Source organism: Sphingomonas plantiphila (assembly GCF_046000505.1).
GTDB lineage: Bacteria > Pseudomonadota > Alphaproteobacteria > Sphingomonadales > Sphingomonadaceae > Sphingomonas > Sphingomonas plantiphila.
Genome location: NZ_JBELQC010000001.1, coordinates 454,545 through 475,433 on the forward strand (window position 1 = coordinate 454,545; position 20,889 = coordinate 475,433).

General features: G+C 65.1%; 14 protein-coding genes. 3 read left to right on the forward strand and 11 right to left on the reverse strand.

Features of this window, described 5'->3' with window-relative positions:
- Positions 1-30: 30 nt before the first annotated feature.
- Positions 31-1,365 carry a dicarboxylate/amino acid:cation symporter gene (locus tag ABS767_RS02125; protein ID WP_408076714.1) on the reverse strand — a complete coding sequence of 445 codons (1,335 nt, stop codon included), beginning with the start codon at positions 1,363-1,365 and terminating at the stop codon, positions 31-33.
- Positions 1,366-1,566: 201 nt separating this feature from the next.
- Here ABS767_RS02125 and ABS767_RS02130 point away from each other — a divergent pair, with 201 nt between their 5' ends.
- Together ABS767_RS02130 and ABS767_RS02135 are read left to right on the forward strand one after the other, a co-directional pair.
- Entirely contained in the window at positions 1,567-3,348 is a 1,782-nt protein-coding gene (locus ABS767_RS02130; RefSeq protein WP_408076715.1) for a sensor histidine kinase, read from the forward strand.
- Positions 3,345-4,685 carry a sigma-54-dependent transcriptional regulator gene (locus ABS767_RS02135; RefSeq protein ID WP_408076716.1) on the forward strand — a complete coding sequence of 447 codons (1,341 nt, stop codon included), beginning with the start codon at positions 3,345-3,347 and terminating at the stop codon, positions 4,683-4,685. The genes ABS767_RS02130 and ABS767_RS02135 overlap by 4 nt, the downstream gene beginning before the upstream one ends.
- Before the next feature lie 4 nt (positions 4,686-4,689).
- Here the strand turns inward: ABS767_RS02135 and ABS767_RS02140 are convergent, their stop codons facing one another.
- The 10 genes from ABS767_RS02140 to ABS767_RS02185 form a co-directional block, all read right to left on the reverse strand.
- Positions 4,690-5,580, reverse strand: coding sequence for an SDR family NAD(P)-dependent oxidoreductase (locus ABS767_RS02140; RefSeq protein ID WP_408076717.1), 891 nt, complete (start codon positions 5,578-5,580; stop codon positions 4,690-4,692).
- Positions 5,581-5,652: 72 nt separating this feature from the next.
- The gene (locus ABS767_RS02145) at positions 5,653-6,426 is read right to left on the reverse strand and encodes a TetR/AcrR family transcriptional regulator (RefSeq protein ID WP_408076718.1); all 774 of its coding nucleotides are present in this window, start codon (positions 6,424-6,426) and stop codon (positions 5,653-5,655) included.
- On the reverse strand, positions 6,413-7,993 hold the full coding sequence (locus tag ABS767_RS02150) for an AMP-binding protein (RefSeq protein ID WP_408076719.1): 1,581 nt from the start codon (positions 7,991-7,993) through the stop codon (positions 6,413-6,415). Before ABS767_RS02150 ends, ABS767_RS02145 begins: the two co-directional genes overlap by 14 nt.
- A complete protein-coding gene (locus ABS767_RS02155) occupies positions 7,990-9,621 on the reverse strand; it encodes a carboxylesterase/lipase family protein (protein WP_408076720.1) in 1,632 nt (543 codons plus the stop codon). The genes ABS767_RS02150 and ABS767_RS02155 overlap by 4 nt, the downstream gene beginning before the upstream one ends.
- Positions 9,618-10,934, reverse strand: a complete 1,317-nt coding sequence (locus ABS767_RS02160; RefSeq protein ID WP_408076721.1) for a spinster family MFS transporter — start codon at positions 10,932-10,934, stop codon at positions 9,618-9,620. The genes ABS767_RS02155 and ABS767_RS02160 overlap by 4 nt, the downstream gene beginning before the upstream one ends.
- A complete protein-coding gene (locus tag ABS767_RS02165; RefSeq protein WP_408076722.1) occupies positions 10,918-13,212 on the reverse strand; it encodes a TonB-dependent receptor in 2,295 nt (764 codons plus the stop codon). Before ABS767_RS02165 ends, ABS767_RS02160 begins: the two co-directional genes overlap by 17 nt.
- 461 nt (positions 13,213-13,673) lie before the next feature.
- Positions 13,674-14,108: an SRPBCC family protein gene (locus tag ABS767_RS02170; RefSeq protein ID WP_408076723.1), complete on the reverse strand. Its 435-nt coding sequence runs from the start codon at positions 14,106-14,108 to the stop codon at positions 13,674-13,676.
- A gap of 9 nt (positions 14,109-14,117) precedes the next feature.
- Positions 14,118-15,170, reverse strand: a complete 1,053-nt coding sequence (locus ABS767_RS02175) for a Rieske 2Fe-2S domain-containing protein (protein ID WP_408076724.1) — start codon at positions 15,168-15,170, stop codon at positions 14,118-14,120.
- Between the two features lie 11 nt (positions 15,171-15,181).
- Complete coding sequence (locus ABS767_RS02180) at positions 15,182-17,260, reverse strand: TonB-dependent receptor (protein WP_408076725.1); 2,079 nt, start codon at positions 17,258-17,260, stop codon at positions 15,182-15,184.
- 108 nt (positions 17,261-17,368) lie between these two features.
- On the reverse strand, positions 17,369-20,029 hold the full coding sequence (locus ABS767_RS02185; RefSeq protein ID WP_408076726.1) for a LuxR C-terminal-related transcriptional regulator: 2,661 nt from the start codon (positions 20,027-20,029) through the stop codon (positions 17,369-17,371).
- A gap of 105 nt (positions 20,030-20,134) precedes the next feature.
- On the opposite strand from ABS767_RS02185, the gene ABS767_RS02190 reads away from it, so the two are divergent.
- Entirely contained in the window at positions 20,135-20,842 is a 708-nt protein-coding gene (locus ABS767_RS02190; RefSeq protein WP_408076727.1) for a type 1 glutamine amidotransferase domain-containing protein, read from the forward strand.
- Positions 20,843-20,889: the final 47 nt, after the last annotated feature.

The following is a 20,889-nucleotide window of genomic DNA, read 5'->3' on the forward strand; positions in this document are numbered from 1 at the left end:
TCATCCTCCCGTTCGCGCCCGTGTCGGGCGTCAGTCTTCGTCCGTCTCGACGGCGGGTCGCGCGGGAGCGGCCGGCGCCGGTCCCATCAGCGCGCGATCCAGCGCGTCCTTGTCCAAGGCATTGTCCCACCGCGCGACGACCACCGTCGCGACCGCGTTGCCGATGAAATTGGTGAGGCTGCGGCATTCGCTCATGAAGCGGTCGATGCCGAGGATCAGCGCCATGCCGGTGACCGGTACCGACGGCACGATCGAGAGCGTCGCAGCCAGCGTAATGAACCCCGCACCGGTGACCCCGGCCGCGCCCTTGCTGCTCAGCATCGCCACCAGCAGCAGCGCGATCTGGTCGCCCAGCGACAGGTCGACGCCGGTCGCCTGTGCGATGAACAAAGCGGCGAGCGTCATGTAGATATTGGTGCCGTCGAGGTTGAACGAATAGCCGGTCGGCACGACCAGCCCGACCACCGACTTCTCGCACCCCGCGCGCTCCATCTTGTCGATGAGCGAGGGCAACGCCGCCTCCGACGAGGAGGTGCCGAGCACCAGCAGCAGCTCGGCCTTGAGGTAGCGGATCAACCGCAGGATGGAGAAACCCGCGAGCCGCGCGACGGTGCCGAGCACGAGCAGCACGAAGATGAGCGAGGTGAGGTAGAAGGTCGCGACCAGCCCGGCGAGGTTGGCGAGCGATTCGATGCCGTACTTGCCGATCGTGAACGCCATCGCGCCGAACGCGCCGACGGGCGCTGCGCGCATCAGGATCGCGACGAGGCGGAAAACGACCAGACCGATCCGCTCGAGCAGGTCGGTGACCGGGCGCGCGGGCTCGCCGACGATGGCGAGCGCGATGCCGAACAGGATGGCGACGAACAGCGTCTGCAGGATCGACCCGTCGGTCAGCGCCGACACCATCGTGGTCGGGATCACCGCCATCAGGAAGCCGGTGATCGTGCTCTCGTGCGCCTGGGCTTCATAACCCTTGACCGCCCCGGCATCGAGCGTCGCAGGATCGATGTTCATGCCCGCGCCGGGCTGCAGCACATTGGCGACGATCAGGCCGACGATCAGCGCGAGCGTCGAGAAGAACAGGAAATAGGCGAAGGCCTTGCCGGCGACGCGGCCGACCGATCCCAGCTCGCGCATTCCGGCGATGCCGGTGACGACGGTGAGGAAGATCACCGGGGCGATGATCATCTTGACCAGCTTGATGAAGCCGTCGCCCAGCGGCTTCAGCGCCTCGCCGACACCCGGCCAGAAGAAACCGATCGCGACGCCCGCGGCGATCGCGATGAGTACCTGGACGTACAGCTGGGTCCACCAGCGTCCGGGCTTTGCGGGTTCCGCCGCATAGTCGAGTGCAACCGCCATTTCGCATTCCCCTCATGCGTACCTTGATCGGTACGTCTGGGTTCGTTGGTGCAGGAGTATGGCGGGCGCACGGCAGCGGGCAAAAATTGCTTTGTAGTCCTTATTTATCAGATACTTACGCGACCACGCCATGTACGCGACGATAGATTTCGTGCGAATTTCCGCACACGACATCGGCGGGATGTATGGTATTTCGCACAGATGGACTTCAAACCGACTCGCTGGACATGGCGCCTCGGGCTGGCCGCTATAGTCGGTCTGCTGCTCGTCGGGGCGCTGGGCTATGCCGCGAGCCGCTGGGCGCGTGGTCAGGCCGTAACCGCGACGGACGCCGCGGCGAACGAGCTGGCGCGGGTAAATGCCGGGCTGCTGGCGAGCGAACTTCAGAAGTTCCGGCTGCTGCCGCTGGTGCTCACGCAATATCCCGATGTGCCCGCGATGCTGGAGCGCCCGACCGCACAGGGCACTGCCCGGGTCAACGCCCGCCTTGAACTGCTCGCGGATCGTACGGACGCCGCGGCGATCTATGTCATCGGCGCGGACGGTCGCACGGTGGCGGCCAGCAATTACCGGCTCCCGACCAGCTTCGTCGGACAGGACTACGGATTTCGTCCCTATTTCGCCGATGCGCTTAAGCGGGGCAACGCCGAACTGTTCGCGCTCGGCACGGTCAGCGGGACGCCAGGCCTGTACCTTGCGCAGCGGGTGGGAAGCGCAGCGCGACCGCTGGGCGTGATCGTCGTGAAGATCGAGTTCGAACGCGTTCAGGCCGCCTGGGCCGACCAGCAGGGAACCACGCTCGTGACCGACCCGCATGGCGTGGTGATCGTCACCAGCCGTCCCGAGTGGCGCTTCGGCACGCTCGGGGCGATCGGGGTGGACGCGCGGACGGCGATCCGCGCGACCCGGCAATATGGCGCACTGCCGCTCGCCCCGCTTCCGCTCGCCTTCGAGGGTGCGACCACGATCGAGGCAGGGGTCGCGCCCGGCAGCCGCATCGCCACCGTCCCCGCCGCGATGGCCGGATCGCGGCTTCACGTGCTGATGCCGTTGCGACCGGCGCTGGCGAGCGCCAACGCGAATGCGCGGCTGGTCACGCTGGCGGTGCTGATTCTGGTCAGCGGGGCGCTGCTGCTGCTGTGGCGCGCACGCGAGCGGCGCATGCTGCAGGCGGCGGCGCAACGCGCGCTGGAGACGCAGGTCGCCGAGCGCACCGCCGAACTGCGCGAGAGCAATGCGCAGCTGGAGGCCGAAAGCGCCGAACGCATCCGCGCCGACCAGCGCTATCGCGCCGCGCGCGAAGAACTCGCACAGGCCAGCCGCCTCGGCTCGATCGGGCAGATCACCGCTGGCGTCGCACATGAGATCAACCAGCCGGTCGCCGCGATCCGGACCTTCGCCGACAACGCCGTCCGCCTGCTGGCACGCGGCGACGAAGCCAAGGCGACCGCCAATCTCGAACGGATCGGCGAGTTGACCGAGCGGATCGGCACGATCACGGGCGAACTGCGCAGCTTCGCGCGCAAGCGAACGCCGGAAATTGGCGCGGTGCGCGTGGGCGGAGCGATCGATTCGGCCCTGCTGCTCATCGGTGACCGCATCCGCACGGCGGGCGTTGCGCTGGATCGCCAGGGCGACCAGGAAATGCTTGTGGTGGCGGATCGGGTACGGCTCGAACAGATCCTCATCAACCTGATCCAGAACGCGCTCGATGCGCTCGCCGGCAGTACGGACCCCCGCATCCGCATTGCCGTCGCTTCCGCCGGGGAAAGGGTCGCCATCACGGTCGCCGACAGCGGCCCCGGGGTGGCGCCAGAACTGAGGGGGCAACTCTTCACGCCCTTCGTCACCGGGCGCGAGGAGGGTCTTGGCCTCGGCCTTGCGATCGCGCGCAACATCGCGCGTGAATTCGGCGGCGAACTCCTGCTCGCCGACTCCCCGCTAGGTGGAGCCTGTTTCCGGCTGGAGCTGATCCGGGCATGAAGGATATGACGCAGCACCAGCAGCTGTGGTTCGTCGACGACGACCCGGAGCTGCGCGAGGCGAATGTCCAGACGCTGGAGCTGGCCGAGATTTCGGTGCGCGCGTTCGCAGACGCCGCCAGCGTGCTGGCGGAGATCACGCCCGACTTTGCCGGCGCGATCGTCAGCGACATTCGCATGCCGGGAATGGACGGATTGCAGCTCTTCGCCCGGCTCCGCGCGGTCGATCCCGAGCTGCCCGTGATCCTGATCACCGGCCATGCCGATGTGCCGATGGCGGTGAGCGCGTTGCGCGACGGAGCATTCGATTTCCTGTCCAAGCCGTTCGCCGCCGATCACCTTGTCGCCGCCGCGACCCGCGCGCTGGCGCATCGGCGCCTGGTGCTCGACAACCGCGCGCTACGCGCAGCCGCAAACGCGCCGCAGGACAGTCCGCTGATCGGCGACAGCGCGGCGATGGTGCGGTTGCGCGAGAGCATTGCGCAAGTCGCGCGCGCCGATGTCGATGTGCTGATCGAGGGCGAGACGGGGACCGGCAAGGAGCTGGTCGCCGCGATGCTCCATCGCGCGTCCCCGCGTGCCGCCCGGCCGTTCGTCGCAGTCGCCTGTGCCGCGCTGCCCGAGGCGCAGGCGGAGATCGAACTGTTCGGCCATGCCGCCGATGCCGTCCCCGGCGTGCGCTTCGCCCGCACCGGTCGGATCGAGGCGTCAGACCGGGGGACGCTGTTCCTCGACGACATCGACGGCATGCCCATGGCGGTCCAGCCGCGCCTGCTGCGCGTGCTGGAGGAGCGCGAGGTGTTGCCGGTCGGGGCCGAGCGCCCGGTCCCGCTCGACCTGCGGGTGATCGCTTCTGCCAAAGGCGATCTGCGCGCGCTGGTCGAGCGCGGCGCCTTTCGCAGCGACCTGTATTTCCGGCTCGACGTGGTGCGGCTGTCGATCCCGCCGCTGCGCGAGCGCCGCACCGATATCGCACCGCTGTTCGCCGCCTTCGTCGCCGAGGCCACGACACAGACCGGCCAGGACGGATTCCGCATGACCGACGCGGTGCGCCGCCACCTGCTCGACCATGACTGGCCCGGCAATGTCCGCGAATTGCGCAATTTCGCGTTCAGCGCAGTGCTCGGGCTGGACGACCCCGTACCCGACCCGGCAGCCCGCCAGGCGCTGCCCGAGCGGGTACATGCCTATGAGGCCATGCTGCTGCGCGAGGCGCTGGAGACGACGCGTGGCAATGTGACGCGGGCGATCGACCTGCTCGGCATCCCGCGCAAGACCTTTTACGACAAGATCCAGCGCTCAGGGATCGTACCTGCGGAGTTTCGCCGCCCGCGTTGACCGATCAGCCCATGATCGAAACCGGCACTGACAGGCCGGCTGCGGCCATTTCGCGCTCCGCCTGGGTGAAACCATAGGCCGGGACGATCTCGCCGGTCCGGTCGCTCGCCTCGCTCCAGCGCGCGACCAGTTGCTCCCCCGCGGTCTCGCCGCCGCCGATCTGCACGCCTTGCGTCAGCGTGACATGGGCGGTCGCGAAATGCCCGGCGCCCGCGCACAGGATCGTGCGGGTCGGTGCGTCTTCGCCGACCAATGCGAGCAGGCCGGGGCTGACCAGCGACGGATCGAGCGCGGCGAGGCTTTCCGGCGACAGCACGCCTTCGGTCATGCCGGTCGCGGCGGTGGGGGCCAGCGCGTTGACGCGAATGCCGTATTTCTCGCCCTCGATCGCCAGCGTCTGCATCAGGCCGACCAGCGCCATCTTCGCCGCGCCGTAATTAGCCTGGCCGAAATTTCCGTAGAGTCCGGAGGACGAGGTGGTCATGACGATCCGACCATAGCCCTGGGCGCGCATGCTATCCCACACCGCCTTGCTGAAGATCGCCGCGCCCATCAGGTGCACGTCCATCACCAGGCGGAAATCATCCATGCTCATCTTAGCGAAGCTCTTGTCGCGCAGGATGCCGGCGTTGTTGACGAGGATATCGATCCGCCCCCAGGCATCGGTCACGGACGCGACGATGCCCGCCACCGCTGCTTCGTCGGTGACCGATCCGGCGAGAGCGAGTGCCTCCGCGCCCTGTCCCACAATCTCGTCAACGACGCGCTGCGCCGCCGCTTCGCCGAGATCGTTGACGACAACCCGCGCGCCCTTGCTCGCGAGATAGAGCGCATGCGCGCGGCCAAGGCCGCCGCCCGCGCCGGTGACCACGGCGACCCGTCCTTCGAGTGACATTCTTCCCTTCCCCTTTATTCGCTAACTAGTGAGTGAATGAAATGATCGGAGGCCTACCGGCGCGGGTGCGGGCTAGCGCCCCCTGTCGGCGCAGATCTGCCGGAAACCGGCGGCCATGAACGATGCCATGCGATCCTTGATCGCCGTGAAATCCTCCGACCGGCACAGCCCGCCCGACAATTTGTCGATCCGCCCGGTGCGGGCCAGCGTGACCATCAGCGCGCCGGTGACGAAGTGATAGCCCCAGAAAATATCTTCCTCGGCGCACTCCGGCATCGCCTTTTTGAGCAGGCTGATCAGCTTCAGCACCACCGGGTCGAAATGCTCGTCCATCAGTTCGGCGCCCCATTCGGGGGTATTGGCGACGAGCGCGCCCAGCGCGCCGTAGTTCTTCCAGCCCTCGCCGCCCTCGATATAGAGGTCGAGATCGGTATCGAGGAAGGTGTGGAGGGCGCCTTCGATCGTCGGCTTGCCGGCCGTCGCGCGGTCGTAATCGTCGAGCGCCTTCAGCCGCCGTTCGCTGGTGACCACCGCGCGACGGGCGAAGACGGCGTCGAACAGCTTTTTCTTGTCCTCGAAATAATAGTTGAGAAGCGTGTGGTGGACGCCGACGCGCTTGGCGACGTCCTTCAGCGTGACGCCGTGCAATCCGTGCTTCGAGAAGAGATACTCCGCCTCGTCGAGGATCTGCTCCATCGTGTCGGCGCGCTGCTCCGCCTTGGTCGTGCGGCGCCGCGACTTGGGCTTTTCGGGCTTCTCGTCTGGCACTGAGCTGTCATTCCCCTGCTGCCCGAACGGCGTCGGATCGACATCCGCCGGGTCAAACCAGGTCTCAAGCGCTTCCATATTGAGTCCGCAAGCTATTCTTGTCGATTTTGCCCGTCGGCGCGAGCGGCATCGCGTCCAGCCGGACCACCGCATCGGGGATCCACCAGGATGCTACCTTCCCCCGCAGCGGCGCGAGCAGGTCGGCGTCGCTGAGGCCATCATTCTGCATCTCAACGAGCAGCAACGGACGCTCACCCCATTTCGCGTCCGCACGGCCGATCACCGCGGCAAGCGACACCTCCGGCAGCGCGCCCACCACCGCCTCGATCTCGGCGGGATTGATCCATTCGCCGCCCGACTTGATGAGGTCCTTGGCCCGGCCGGTGATGATGAGGTTTCCGGCGGCGTCGATCCGGGCAAGGTCGCCGGTCGCGAACCACCCATCGGCATCGGTCGCCGACTCGTCCTGCCCGAAATAGCGGTCGATCACCGCCGCGCCGCGCACGCGCAGATGCCCCTCGGCATTGCGTTGCTCGGGCAGCGGCGTGCCGTCGGCATCGGTGATGAGCAGGTCGACCCCGATCGCCGGGCGGCCCGACACCGCCGCATCGCGCTCCGGATCGTGCGGGGGTGCCAGCGTGCCGGAAGGCGAGAGTTCGGTCATCCCCCAGCTGGTCTGGACGGTGACGCCCAGCCTCTGTTCGATCCGCTCCATCAACGCGGGGGCCAGCGGCGTGCCGCCGACGATGATCCGCTCGAGGCTCGGCAGTGTCTCGCCGGTCGCCTCGAGATGCTCAACCAGACCCAGCCACACGGTCGGCACCGCAACGCCGATCGTCACCTGCGCCTCTGCGATCAACCGCGCGAGGCTGCCCCCGTCATTGTGGCGCCCGGGCAGCACCATGCGCGCACCGACGGCGGGGATCGCAAACGGCAGGCCCCAGGCATTGGCGTGGAACATCGGCACCACCACCAGCACGCTGTCGCGCGCGCGGATCGCCATGACATCCGCCTGCAGGCAGCGCAGCGTGTGGAGGAAGCTGGAGCGGTGGGTATAGGTCACCCCCTTGGGCGTGCCGGTGGTGCCCGAGGTGAAGCACAGTCCGGACGGCGCGGTTTCGGGGAAGTCCCCCCATGCAACCTGACCCGTGGCATCCGCGATCAGCGGCTCGAGCGCGGTCACCGCGCACCCCGACTGGGCCTGGTCCGGCTCGCCGTCGATCACCAGGATCAGATCGACGCCCGGCACCCGCGCGGCGACATCGCGTGCGAGCGACTGCAAATCGGCGCTGACGATCACCAGCCGCGCCTGCGACTGTTCGACCATCGCCGCGAGATGTTCGGCGGTCAGGCGCGGGTTTAGCGTGTGGCACACCGCCCCCATGCCCATGATCGCGTACCAGCTCTCGACATGCGCCTGGCTGTTCCAGGCGAGCGTCGCCACGCGGTCCCCGCGCGCGACCCCGAACCCGGCGAGCAACGCCGAGATCGCCTGCGCGCGATCCTTGAGCGCGGCATAGCCGATCCGGGCGACCGCGCCGCTGTCGCGCGCGGTCATCACTTCGGCATCGGGGTGCCATTTGGCGGCGTGGTGCAGGAACTTGTCCAGCGTCAGCGGATAATCCTGCATGCTTCCGTCGATCATCGGCAACCCGTCGCCTTGTTCAGCACCGGCGAGATGACGCCGGTATTCCAGTTCCATGGCTGGTCGCCCGCCGCACGGCGACGGCACACCGCCGCCTCGTGCAGCGCGAACATGCCCGGCATCAGCCGCGTTCCCGGCTGGGGCTTGTTCGCAAAGCCCATGTAATTGGCCGCCTTGCCATAGGGCTGCCAGTCAGGCTGGCCCTCCGCCTTGGGCGAACCGGTGCGCGCGAACGACGCCCAATAGGTCAGCATCGCATCCGACAGGCGCCGGTCGACCACCCCGTCGGGGATTTTGGGCCAGTAAGGCGGCGTCTGGGTGGCGGTGCCGAAGACATAGGGGATCTCGGCTGCGTGAAACGCGTGCAGGCCGTATTGCGCGGCGGCGGGATAGCCATGGTCGAACAGGTAGAGATAGGCGCTCTGCCCGATCGCCGTCTGCCCGATCGCGAGCCGCATCGAAGTCCAGCCATAGAGCGCGTCGCGTGTCGTCGCGAGCATCGACTCCTTGATATTGCCGGACGGGTAGAGGCGCAGGAAATAGTCGGCGAGGTCGGCGTAACGGGCGCGGATCGCCTCTTCATAGGCCGCGGCGTTCGCCGGGGCCGGCGGCAACAGCACGGGAAGCGAGCGGATTTCGCCCGAATTGAACCCGGCGAGCACCGGCACCTTCGCCTGTTCGCCGCGATCCCAGGTTTCCACCAGCTGGCGAGTCAGCACCTTGCCGTCGATTGTGCCCCATGGGCCATAGCCCTTGGTCGCCGCCTCGACCGTCAGCCTCTCCGCATCCATCGCGCGCAGCGCGGCGAGGTCGGCGGCGCCGACCACGCCCATGATCTGCATGCCCGCCGCCTCGGCAGAGGGCAGGCCATGCCTGTCCTGCTTCAGCTCGGGCGTGGTGATCATGTACGCGCTCTGTGCGATCGCCTTGTGGAACAGGCCCTGCGCACGCGGACTCGCCATCAGGTACAGGACGCTGAGCGCTCCTGCGGACTCGCCAGCCGCGGTGACGTTGCCGGGGTCGCCGCCGAACGCAGCAATGTTGCGCTGGACCCATTTGAGCGCGGCGATCTGGTCGAGCAGGCCGTAATTGCCCGAAATGCCATCGGGCGATTCCGCGCTCAGTTCGGGATGCGCGAGATAGCCGAGGATCCCCAGCCGGTAGTTGATCGAGACGACGATCATGTTGCCGCGCGCCGCCATCCGAGCGCCGTCGTACATCGATTCATGGCTGTAGCCGGCGACCAGCGCGCCGCCGTGAATCCACACGAACACCGGCAGGTCCTTCGCTCCCTCCGGCGCCCAGATGTTGAGCGTCAGGCAATCCTCGCTGACCTTGTCGAGCGGGTTGGTGTAGATGCCGGCGTTGCGGTTGCGTGGCTGGACGCAGGCGGGGCCGAACGCGGTCGCCTTGCGCACGCCGTCCCACTTCGCCGCCGCGACCGGTGGCTTCCACCGCAACGGCCCGACCGGCGGCGCGGCGAAGGGGATGCCGCGAAAGATGCGGACGCCGTTCTGCGCCACGCCCTCGACCGTTCCCGCCGGCGCGGCGACGACCGGCGCTTCGGCGCGGGCAGGCGCAGCGATGAGCATCCATGCCGCCAGCGCGGCGCCAAGCAGCTTTCTCATGCCCGTACCTCCGAAACTTCATCCCGGCGCAGCCGCCGTGCGAGCGCGACGAACAGGCCGATCGCGATCAGGTAGAAGGGCGTCAGCGTGTAGAGTGCGGTCTGCAGGCTCTGCGTGTCGCCCTGTGCCTTGAACCAGTCGCTGGCGAAGCCGACCCAGGTCGGGCCGAGGCCAAGGCCGATGAAGTTCATGATGAGAAGCAGAAGCGCGCCCGACAGCACGCGCTGGTTGGGCCGCACCTCTTCCTGAACCAACGCGACCGAGGCCGAGAGGTAGAAATAGTTGAACACCATCACCACTGCGAGCAGCGCGAGCGCGAGCGGCCAGCCCGGCGCCCAGACGAAGCCGATATAGAAGGGCATCGCGATCGCCAGCGACACCGCGGGCGCGACCGCATAGCCGCTGCGCGACTTGCGCGTCATCGCGTCGATCACCCGGCCCGAAATCACCATGCCCCCGCCCATTCCGAGCAGCAGCACCAGCGCGTACCAGACCGCGACATCGCCGAAGTCCATGCCCTTTTCGCGCATCAGGTACAGGACCGCGAAATTGCCGAGGCCATAGGTTACGAACTGGGTCGCACCGCTGCCGAGCGATGCCAGCATCAGCACGGGATTGGACAGAAACATGCCGACGGTCGGCCAGAACGCGGCCTTGTCCGATGCGGTAACGTCCCTGACCGCATCCATCGCGCCTTTCTTCGGCTCGCGGATGAACAGCCAGACGAACAACGCGGTCACGATCCCGATCGCACCGACGACTAGGAAGGGAGTGCGCCAGCCATAATGTTCGGCGATGGCCGCGCCGAACGCGACGCCCGCCGCCGCACCGATCGCGGGACCTAGGTTGAAGATGCCGAGTGCCGCCGCGCGCTTGCCCGGCGGATAGGTGTCGGTGATGATCGCATAGGATGGCGGAACGCCGCCCGCTTCGCCGAACCCCACGGTCATGCGGGCGACGACGAGCTGGGCATAGTTCGCCGCCAGCCCGCACGCGACGGTCGCCCCGCTCCAGATCGCGCAGGCGAGGCTGAGCACGCCGACGCGGCTGGTGCGGTCGGCGAACCAGCCGACGGGGATCGCGATGAAGCAGTAGAACATCGCGAAATACAGACCGCCGATCAGACCGAGTTGGCCGTCGGTTATCTGGAGCGAATCCTGGATCGGCTTGGCGAGGATGCCGATCAGCTGCCGGTCGAGAAAATTCAGGATATAGACGAAGGTGAGCGTCGCCAGGACGAACCAGGACCGGCCCGCCGCGGGCGGACGACCGGCGTTGCCGCCGGCCGTCGCCGCATCAGAGGCCGTAGCCAAGACGGATCCCTACGGTGCGTGGACGCAGCGTGCCGAAGCGGCTGACGAGGAACGCTTCCGGGTGGATGTACACGACCGAGTGATCGTCGAAGACGTTCTCGACGTACAGGCTCGCCGAGAGCGGCCCCTTCTTGACCCCCAGGTTGAGGTTCACGTTCACATATTCGTCGGTCTTGCCGAAGGTCGACAGCGGCAGGTTGGGGTTGCCCGGCGTATTGGGGAAAGAGCTGTTGTACGACCCGACATATTGCGCGTTGACCGCGAACGTGCCGCGCGCGCTGCCAAGATCGAAGCCATAAGAGACATAGGTCGCCCCCTGGAGCCGCGGCGCAGACAGGCGATGGCCGAGCACCGCGCCCGAGATCGCCGCCTCGTCTGCCGACAGCTTGGTGATCTTCGAATCGTTGTACGCAGCGTTCAGGCCGATAAAGACGTCCTTTGCCGGGATCAGCCCGATCTCGACCTCGAACCCTTTGCTGCGGGCCGCGCCGATATTGGTCGCGAACTGCACCGAATCCGACAAGCGGTTGGCCTGCGCCTGGATGTTGCTCCAGTCGATCAGGTATAGCGCGGCATTCATCGTCACCCGGCCGTCGAGCCAGCGCGCCTTGGCACCGATTTCGTAGCTCTTCAGATCGTCCGAATCCGCACCATAGGGAATGATGATGTCGGTCGGATCGACCAGGCTCGGCGCACCGGCGCGCGCATTGACGATCGGCGCGCGAAAGCCGGTCGAGAAGGTCGCGTAAGTGGTGAGCGCTTCGCTCGGCTTGAAGGTCGCGCTCGCCTTCCATGACGGCGCGGAGCCGGTCGCCTTCACCCCTTCTGCCGCCGCATAGGGCGTGAAGGTGTTGAAGTTCACCGGAATGTTTAGCAGCGCGTAGGTGAAATAGTTGAAGCCACCTGCGGTAGCCAGATAGCCACCCTCCTCGGTAAAGCCCTGCGCCGAGGTACGGCCGTAGCGCATGCCGCCGGTCAGCCAGAATTTGGGCGAGAAGCGATAGGTGATCTCGCCGAAGCCCGCGAGTTCCTCGCTGATCTGGTGCGTATAGAGCTTCTGATAATATTGATCGGGAAGCCCGGTCAGCCCGCGCGCCGCGAGGAACTCGGGGCTGGAACGGTAGAAGTAATCGACGTCGCGCCGACGGTGCATGTAGAAGCCGCCGATGGTGAATTCGAGCGGCCCGCCGAGCGAGGACACCAGCCGCGTCTCCTGCACGAACACCTTGTCATAGGCATCGGCATCGAGGCCGAACGCGATCGGCGCGCCGGGATAGGCCGGGCCTGCGGGGAAGGTGCCCGCTAGGTCAACGTAGAACTTCTGGTCGAAATCCGAATAGGTCGACGAGCTGGTCAGGCGCGCGAAATCGAACTCGTAATCGAGCGTGGCGTTGAGGATCGTCTGCTTGCCGGTGAAGCGATCGGGCTGGTCCGAGATGCGCTTCTCGCGCCCGAGCGACGGGCTGGTGAGCGAGCTGTCCTTGGGATCGCTGTCCTCATAGGAGCCGAGCAGCTTGATCGAGAGCCGGTCGCTCGGCTTCCACAAGACGATCGCGCGGCCGCCCCAGTCGATCAGCTTGTTCGAATTCTCGACGCCGGTGCCGACATTGTCGAGATAGCCGTCCTCGTTGCGATAGAAACCGACGGCGCGCACCGCCAGCTTGTCCCTGACGATGGGCATGTTGACCATCAGATTGTAGCGCTGGCGCAGGCTGTCCGAACCGGTGAGTCCGAGATCGACCAGCGCAGAGACGTCCCAGTTGCCGAGGTTCGGGCTCTTGTTGAGGATTCGCATCGCGCCCGACAGCGAACCGGATCCGAACAGGGTCCCCTGCGGCCCGCGCAGGAATTCGACCCGCTCGACGTCGAACAGATTTGGGTCGACGACGGTTGTGTTGCCGATCGTCGAGATCGGAAGCTCGTCGATATAGACCGCGACCGAGCTTTGCAGGTTGGCGTTATAGCCGTTGGTGGCGATGCCGCGCGCGGTGAAGTTGTTGAAATTCTGGGTGGGGCGGTTGAGCACGACGCCGGGCGTCTCGCGCGCAATCCCCTCGAACCCGACAATGCCCTTTTCGGTCAGTTCTTCTTGCTGAAAGGCGCTGATGCTGAGCGGCACGTCCTGGATGCGTTCGGCGCGGCGGGTCGCGGTGACCACGACCTCATCGCCCGCCGCCTGAATGCTATCGTCTGCTGGAGCCGTATCCTGCGCCATGGCGGACACCGGAACAGTGAACAGCGCGACCGCACTGACGGACGCCAAAACCCTTGCCCTCATTTGCCTCTCCTCGATGCCGCCGGTCGTGCGCCAGCTTGCTGCACGCCTGATGTCGCAACCGCGCGACGTTGTCAACGTTCACTCTCACGCGTGTGAATGTTTTTCGGCCTAGACTTATTCGTGTCGGAACGCTGGTTCGCTAATGGATCGCAGGGACCGACGTGCAGGCACGCATCCGATACAGCCCGACGGGGCGATATCGCTCGAACTCGACAGCGGACAAACATGCATCGTTGAGGAATCGGCAAAACGGCGGCTGGCATCCAGCACCCGCCGCCACCCACCGTCAGAAACCACCTGAAATGCGACCCGCCGCATTAGCCAGGTCCTAGCCGAGACCTGCTCTTCAGTGACCGGCCGAGTCGCTGCCGCTCGCCTGCCGTAGGGAGTGAGCGTTGCTTTCCAAACTGCGCGCGACGTGCGCACTCATATTTCGCGAGGGCCACATCACCCTTCGCGGGTCAAAGACGGAGCGCGGCGCGAAGATTGCTGAAATAGGTTTCGATATTTCCGCGCGATAGCCGTGACAGTTCTTCACCTTGTTCGGAGTTGAGCGGGAAGAAATGCGTGCGCAGCGTTACGACGCAGGCCTGCGGTCCGGCCGGGGCGACCTTGATCCGTCCCCCATAGTCAGCCCATGGCAGCGGGCCATAGTCGACCATATCGTAGGCGATAACGCGTTCTACCTCATCAAGCTCGATCAAACGCTCGACGACCGATCCTGCGCCGATCGCAGGATCCAGATGATAGGTTCGCAGCGCGCCGACACCCCGGCCGCGTGTTTCAACTTTCGCGACGTAGCCGCGCGTCAGCACGTCCCCGGCAAAGTCGCCGACCAATTCCCAGACCCGCTCCGCCGACGCCTCGATGCGATGCGCAACCTCGACCCACAGCATATCGGTTCCTCAGCGAATGTAATCGGCGCCGGGATGGGCGCGCGGAAAGGTCTTCAGATAGTCGACGAAACGGCCCAACGCCTTGTCGCTGCGCGTGAGCATGCCGCGCGTGAAGCGGATCGTGTTGAGAATCTCGACATCCTGATCGACCACGGCGATCTCCAGCGCCTGTGCGAAGTCGAGCGTTTCCTGAACCCGCAAGTCGTCTTCGGGCGTGCCGTCCGACTTCTGCGTAGCAATCACGAAATAGCTGCGTAGCGTTCCCGGCCTGTGGATGCCGCATGGATAGAGAAACGCGAACCAGCGTCCATTCGCGTAGCCCATCTGATAGAAGATGTTGGTGCCGTGGATGCCGACCTTATACTCGATCGCGGCGTCCGTTTCGCGGAACCGCCCGCGCAGATTATAGCTATAGCCGTGATCGTGCCAGTCGATATCCTTCGAGGGGTCCCCATCGACATCGATGCCATGGACGATATTGATATGGCTGAAATCGGTCGTGTTGCACATGAACACCCAGGGGTCGGCCAGCAGGTCGAGGTGCGGAATCTCGCTATGGAAAGCGAGCTCTTCGTCCGGGAAACCCAGTTCGGGCAAGTCATAGAGCGGCTCTTCACCGTTGAATGCCCAGATCAGCCCGAACCGCTCCTGCACCGGATAGCGGAACACCCGCATGGCGCTGGTCAGTTTGTCGTTGCTCGCAGTGCGGGCGCATTTGCCCGCCATGTCGAACTCCCAGTGGTGGAAGGCGCAGACCAGCCGGTCCCCTGCCACCTTTCCGATGGAGAGATCGGCGCCATTGTGCGGGCAATAGGCGCTGACGACATTGGCGACCCCGTCCTCGCTGCGATAGACGGCGACGCGCCCGTCCAGAAAGTTGCGGCCGAGCACACCGCCCGGCGCGACATCGCTGGACCGGCATAGCGGGTACCAGTTTTGGGAGAACTGGCCATCCTGGCCTTCATAGGTGACCCCGCGACCGTGCCGCCGCCGATCGATGAGATCGCGTGCGGCCTGCTCGCCGTTGAACATGTCTTCGAGATCGCGAACTTGCGTTGCCATGGCTCAGATCCTCAAAAGTTGAAACTTGCCGCGACGCCATAGCGGCGGGGCTGACCCGGATAGCGGATGTCCGATGCGCCGGCGGAGAACTGCTTTGCGAAGAACTCTTCGGTGTAGCGCGTGTCGAACAGGTTGTCGGCGTACAGCGCGATCGAATACTTGCGGGCGTCGAAGGTAACACGGGCATTGACCAGATGAACCGCGTCCTGGCGGTCTTCATTGTCGATGTGCCAGTAATTTCCCGATTTTCCGGAATAGTCGACACGACCGATCAGCGATTTATCCGTACCAAGCGGCGCCCGATACTGGCCGAACAGCGTGTAGGACCAGCGATAGGTCAGCGGCACCTTGTTGCCGCGATATTGCGTGGTGCCGTCGAAATCCTTGATGCTGGTATCGATGAAGCCCAGCGACGCGCCGAGTTGCACATTGCGCGCAGGCCGCGCCTGCGCCTCCAGCTCGAGGCCGAAGATGTCGGTCTTCGCGACATTGACGATGCCCTGATCGGCCACATTCAGGACGAATACCTGCTGGTCCTTGTACCGCATGTAGAAGGCGGCGGCGTTCACCGTCACGCGCCGGTCGGCAAGGCTTTTCTTGGTGCCGATCTCAAGCGTGTCTGCAACTTCCGGACGATATATTGCCGGGAACACGCCAGTCGGCGGATTGAACCCTCCGCTGCGAAACCCGCGCGCGGCAGTAGCGTAGACCATTGAGTCCGGCGAAATCTCGTACTTTACCGACAGCTTGGGCTGCCACTGGTCAAAGCTTGTCGTGCGCCGCGCGGCCCCTGCAAGCCGATCGATCTGTTCGCGCTTGTCGTTATCATAGCGCAGCGCCGCAGTCAGTTCGAGCGCGTCGGTCAGGCTGTAGTTCAACTGCGCGTAGGCCGCGCGCGTGAGAATTTCCTCGTCGGCTGCGGCTGCGGGCAGCGGGATATAGGCGGACGGCGGCAGGCCGCTATCGGTTGGGTCCGGCGAGATCAGAATGGTGGTGTCGACACTCTTTGTGGCATCGAGAAGATAGACGCCCGCGGTCCAACGCAGTCTTTGCGTGGAGGGGGATGCGAGGCGAAACTCCTGACTGAAACTCTCATAGCCGCGCTGCTGTCGCGCACCCAGGATCGAGGCCGGGGTCCATTCGAGATCCTCGATCAGGTCGATGTCGGTGTCGTTGTACGCGGTGACGGACGTCAGCGTGAACGGGTCGAACTTATAGTCGATCTTGAGCGAAGCATCCTTGGTCTTGCGCGGGCTGCGGCCCAGAAAGTCGTTCTGGATGCGTATGCTGGTGTTGTTGGGCTGGCCGTCCGGTAGCGGGATATACCATGATGCACCGCCGTCCAGATCGCCATAGGCACCGCGCAGGTCAAAGCTGAGCCTGTCGGTCGGCGTCAGGATCAGACGCCCCTGCAGGTTCAGATCCTCCACAAAATCGACCTTTCGGTCGAGTGTGACATTGTGCAGGACGCCGTCGAACTTGCGGTAATCCGCGGCGATGCGGAACAGCAGCAGGTCCGGAACCAGCGCTCCGCCCAGCGCGCCCGAAAGCTGCCGATCATTGCCATTCGCGTAATCAAATCCCAGCCGCCCCTCCAGATCGTTGGTGGGCCGCCGCGTGGTAATGTTGATCGCGCCGCCGATGGCGTTGCGGCCGTATAATGCGCCTTGCGGTCCTTTGAGGACCTCAATCTGCTCCAGGTCAAACAACGCCTGTTTCAGCATGTCGGTGGACGTCATCTGGACCCCATCGATCACGAGCGCGACCGGTGCTTCGCCGTTGCGCACCTGTCCGATTCCGCGGATGCTGATCGCGACTGTGCCGGCATCCTGCGCATCGACCAACGAAAGGTTCGGAATGAGTGCGGTGACGTCGTCGATGCTGCGAATTCCCGCTTCCTCGATCGCCTGAGCCGAGAAAGCGGTGACGGAATCGGGGACGTCCTGAAGGTTTTCCGAGCGTTGCCGCGCGGTGATGACGATCTCGTTGCCTTCGTTCTCGCTGCCCGCGTCGTCCTGCGCCAGCGCCACGCTCGCACTCAGGCTGCACGCGATTGCGCCCCCGCACAGTAAAATGCCCCGATGCTTCATTGTGCAGCTCCCTCGACTGGTAGGCCGGGCTGTGACCCTGGCTCCTGGTCCTCAAGGCTAGGGCGTCGAGAGAAGCAGCGTATATCGGTCGAAAAGGTGGAGCCGCCGCTAAATCAGCCGCATGTTTCGCGCGGCAGCGATCGCACGGGAGCGTGTGGTGACGTCGAGCTTGCGATAAATGTTGATGCGGTGGGTCTTGATCGTGCTTTCCGCGACGCCCAGGCTGCGGGCCATCTCCTTGCTCGACAGGCCGTCAGCCAGCGCGCGCAACACATCGATCTCTCGTGGCGTGACGACGACATCGCTCGCCGCGGGCGGAATGGAGGTCGCGCTGCGCCGCGCCGTCGGGCTATTTTGCCGAAGTCGGGCGACAACGCTGCGTTGAGCCGGTCCGAACACGTGCAAAGCGATCTCGCATGCCTGCAGAAGAGGCGGCAACAACGCGCCGAATTGCGAGACAAGTCCGATCAATCCCTCGCGCTCAGCCGCTTCCAGCGCGGTGCGAAATTCTCGCGCCGCTTCGAGCGGACGCCCGTTCGCCGCGGCGGTCGTAGCGCGCAGGATGCCGATCTCGATCTCCAGGCCGATCGACGCAGTGTCAGGGGCGATTGCCTCTAGTTCGGCCAGGCCCGCGGCGGTGTCGTCGCCAAGTTGAAGCGCGCAAGCAGCAAGCGCAATGCGATGATCACACGGCAGGCGCGGATCGCGTTCAACCATGGGGCCGTTTGGCGCGCCAAGTGCATCGAGCATGCGCGCAGCGTCCTCCGCCTTCTCCGCGCTCAACAACATGCGAACGTGCATCAGATCAAGCTGATAACGAAGGCGCGGCAGATTGCGTCGTGCCGCCGTCCTGCGGCCGCGGTCGAGGATCTGCTCGGCGCGCGCCTGGTCACCAATCCGCAATGCGGGCCATGCCTGTGTGGCGTAAGCGGCGACGAACACCTCGTGCCAGCCCTCCGTCTCCTCGATCACCGGAAGCGCGGCTTCCAGCAGGTCCGTGGCGGTCGAAAGATCGCCGGAAAGGTAAAGGGTATATGCCAGAAGCGCGAGCGCCACGGCGACTTGCGGACTTCCTTCACCGAAATGGCGCGTGGCCAATTCCAGGCTTCGTCTGAAGCACAATTCCGCCTCGCGGCGCCGCCCGGTTCGCATGTGCGACAGGCCGAGATACTGATGGGAATAGACCTCGACCAGCGGCAAGTGATGGGTTTTCGCGAGCCGCCCCGCCTTCTCGCCATGAACGCGACACCACACATCATCGCCGCCGTCGAAACTGGCCAGCGCCGACAAGTGATGCAACAGTACGCGCATCGACTGGTCGTGCCCCTCCCGAGCCAACTGCCGCGCAAGGATTGCCGAGGCTTCGGGCGGAAACCGCCGATCCTCATAGATGCGTGTGACCAGATCGTTGCATAGCATCTCGCATGCAAGGCCGGGATCTGTTTGCTCGACCTCGGTGATCGGGCGCGCCGTCAACAACGTGTCGAGCATCGCGCGTGCCTCAGTCAATCGCCCGGTTTGCGCGGCGTAATAGGCCTGCCCCAGAGCGACGCGCGGAAAATCGGCGACCGCAGCCGAATCGATCTCATCAAGGTGGCGCAGCAGCGTCAGACCGCCGCGGATCGCGATCCGCCAGCCGCCCGCCGCCTCGATGATCGCGAGCGAGGTCGTGCGATCGGATACCAGCGCCGAGTGCGCCAGCGCCTCTGGGAGGAGGTTTTCGCCAGCCAGCCACGCTGCTGCGCGCAGGTGTAGTGCGTCGACGCGCGCCGAGCAGCCTTGCGACAAGGTGTCGTAAAGAAATTCGCGCAGCAGCGGATGGAAGCGATACCAGACGCCATCTTCGTCCAGCGGCGCGATCAAAAAGTTCTGCCGCCGCATTTGCTCCAGCATCGCGGCGCTGTCCCCCCTCCCCGTGATCGCGTCCCCCAGCTCCCGGCAGATCCGCTGTGCGATCGAGGTTTCGAGCAGGAATTGCTGCGCATTGGCCGAGAGACCCGAAAACACCTGTTCGGCCAGATAGTCCGCCAGGTCGCTGGAGCGGCGGGTGAGGTGATCAAGGGTTTCGACATGGGTGCGGCCCTCCAACCACAGCCGCAGTAACTGCAGCGCTGCAGGCCACCCCTCGGTACGGTCGATCAACTCTCCCAAATCGACCTTCGCGGATTCCACACCGACGAGTGCGCGCGCTTCGCTTTCCGAAAAGCGAATGTCGTTCTGGTCGAGCTGCAACAACTGGCCGCTGACCCGCAAATGCGACAGCGCGATCTCCGGAAGGCCACGCAGCGCCACGATAATGGTAGCATGTGCCGGCATGCGCTCGATGACGTAGTCGAGAAAGCGGTTGGTCGCCGGCGATGCGATCCGGTGATAATCGTCGATGATCAACCGCACCGGTTCTTCGCTCGCTTCGAGCGCAAGCACGATTGCCCGAGCAGCCGCCTCGGTCGCCAAGCCCGGCAAGCCAGCATCGATTGCCTCGCGGGAATAGGGCAGCGGCAGTCCCGCGCGATGCAGCGCCGCCATCAAATAGGCGAAGAACTGATCGGCTTCGAACTTGCCGTCATCCACACTATACCATGCGACGGCCACGTCCTCCTGCAGCCAGCGCGCATGACATTGGCTCAGCAGCGTGGTCTTGCCGTATCCGGCGGGCGCGGACAGGACCGTCAGTTGCCGCTGCGACCCGATGATCTGTGCGATCAGAGCCTCGCGGCACAGCAGGTCGATCGACCTGTTAGGCGGAGCCAATTTTGTGCCGATCAGCATCCTGCAATCATGCCACAAACCGCGCGCGCGCCCATCCACCTAATCGGTGGATTGTTCGATGTTGCCGCAATGCCCAGGCTTCAGGACAAATCAATGAGGCAGTGCATGAGCAAGACAATCCTATTCGCGATGACCGGGCAGGGCGACCTGGGCGACACGGGCGCCAAGACCGGCGTATGGCTCGAAGAGCTCGCCAAACCGTACCAGCTGCTCACAGGAGCCGGCCACGACATTCTCTTCGGTACCCCAGGCGGAAAACCCGCTCCACTCGATCCGGCGAGCCTGGAAGAGCCGTGGCTCCTGCCCGCCGGCCATTGGTTTCTCAGCCAAAAGGATGTCGTCGCAAAACTTGAGAAGCCGTTGGATTTGACGCAGGTCGACCCTGCGCGTCTGAGTGCGATCTTCCTCGTCGGCGGCACCGGCACGCTCTGGGATTTCCCCCATTGCGGCGCGCTAGGCGCTCTCGTCAGCGAACTGGCCGCACATCAAAAACCGATCGCGGCGATCTGTCATGGAGTTGTCGGGCTGATGACCGCAGTGACGGGCGACGGCGTTCCCCTCGTGGCCGGCAAGGCGGTGACCTGCTTCAGTAATGAAGAGGAAGCGATGCTGGAATATGACAAGCTCGTGCCGCTGCTTGCGGAGACCGCCCTGGTCGAGCAGGGCGCGCGCTACAGCCGGGCGCCCGCATTCGAGCCGCATCTGGTCGAAGACGGAATGCTGATAACGGGTCAAAATCCCGCAAGCGCCGGGCCGCTGGCTCAAGCGCTGTTGAGGCTCTTGAACGAAAACGCCGCTCTCAGCGCGAGCTAAGCTCGGGACCCGCTGAATTGCTTGCGAACACGAGAGGCTGTGGCTGT

Bases quoted from the DNA above. Each gene is read 5' to 3' on its own strand.
- ABS767_RS02145 (WP_408076718.1), bottom strand. From the start codon at position 6,426: ATGGAAGCGCTTGAGACCTGGTTTGACCCGGCGGATGTCGATCCGACG.
- ABS767_RS02150 (WP_408076719.1), bottom strand. From the start codon at position 7,993: ATGATCGACGGAAGCATGCAGGATTATCCGCTGACGCTGGACAAGTTC.
- ABS767_RS02125 (WP_408076714.1), bottom strand. From the start codon at position 1,365: ATGGCGGTTGCACTCGACTATGCGGCGGAACCCGCAAAGCCCGGACGC.
- ABS767_RS02185 (WP_408076726.1), bottom strand. From the start codon at position 20,029: ATGCTGATCGGCACAAAATTGGCTCCGCCTAACAGGTCGATCGACCTG.
- ABS767_RS02170 (WP_408076723.1), bottom strand. From the start codon at position 14,108: ATGCTGTGGGTCGAGGTTGCGCATCGCATCGAGGCGTCGGCGGAGCGG.
- ABS767_RS02190 (WP_408076727.1), top strand. From the start codon at position 20,135: ATGAGCAAGACAATCCTATTCGCGATGACCGGGCAGGGCGACCTGGGC.
- ABS767_RS02165 (WP_408076722.1), bottom strand. From the start codon at position 13,212: ATGAGGGCAAGGGTTTTGGCGTCCGTCAGTGCGGTCGCGCTGTTCACT.
- ABS767_RS02155 (WP_408076720.1), bottom strand. From the start codon at position 9,621: ATGAGAAAGCTGCTTGGCGCCGCGCTGGCGGCATGGATGCTCATCGCT.
- ABS767_RS02130 (WP_408076715.1), top strand. From the start codon at position 1,567: ATGGACTTCAAACCGACTCGCTGGACATGGCGCCTCGGGCTGGCCGCT.
- ABS767_RS02180 (WP_408076725.1), bottom strand. From the start codon at position 17,260: ATGAAGCATCGGGGCATTTTACTGTGCGGGGGCGCAATCGCGTGCAGC.
- ABS767_RS02175 (WP_408076724.1), bottom strand. From the start codon at position 15,170: ATGGCAACGCAAGTTCGCGATCTCGAAGACATGTTCAACGGCGAGCAG.
- ABS767_RS02140 (WP_408076717.1), bottom strand. From the start codon at position 5,580: ATGTCACTCGAAGGACGGGTCGCCGTGGTCACCGGCGCGGGCGGCGGC.
- ABS767_RS02135 (WP_408076716.1), top strand. From the start codon at position 3,345: ATGAAGGATATGACGCAGCACCAGCAGCTGTGGTTCGTCGACGACGAC.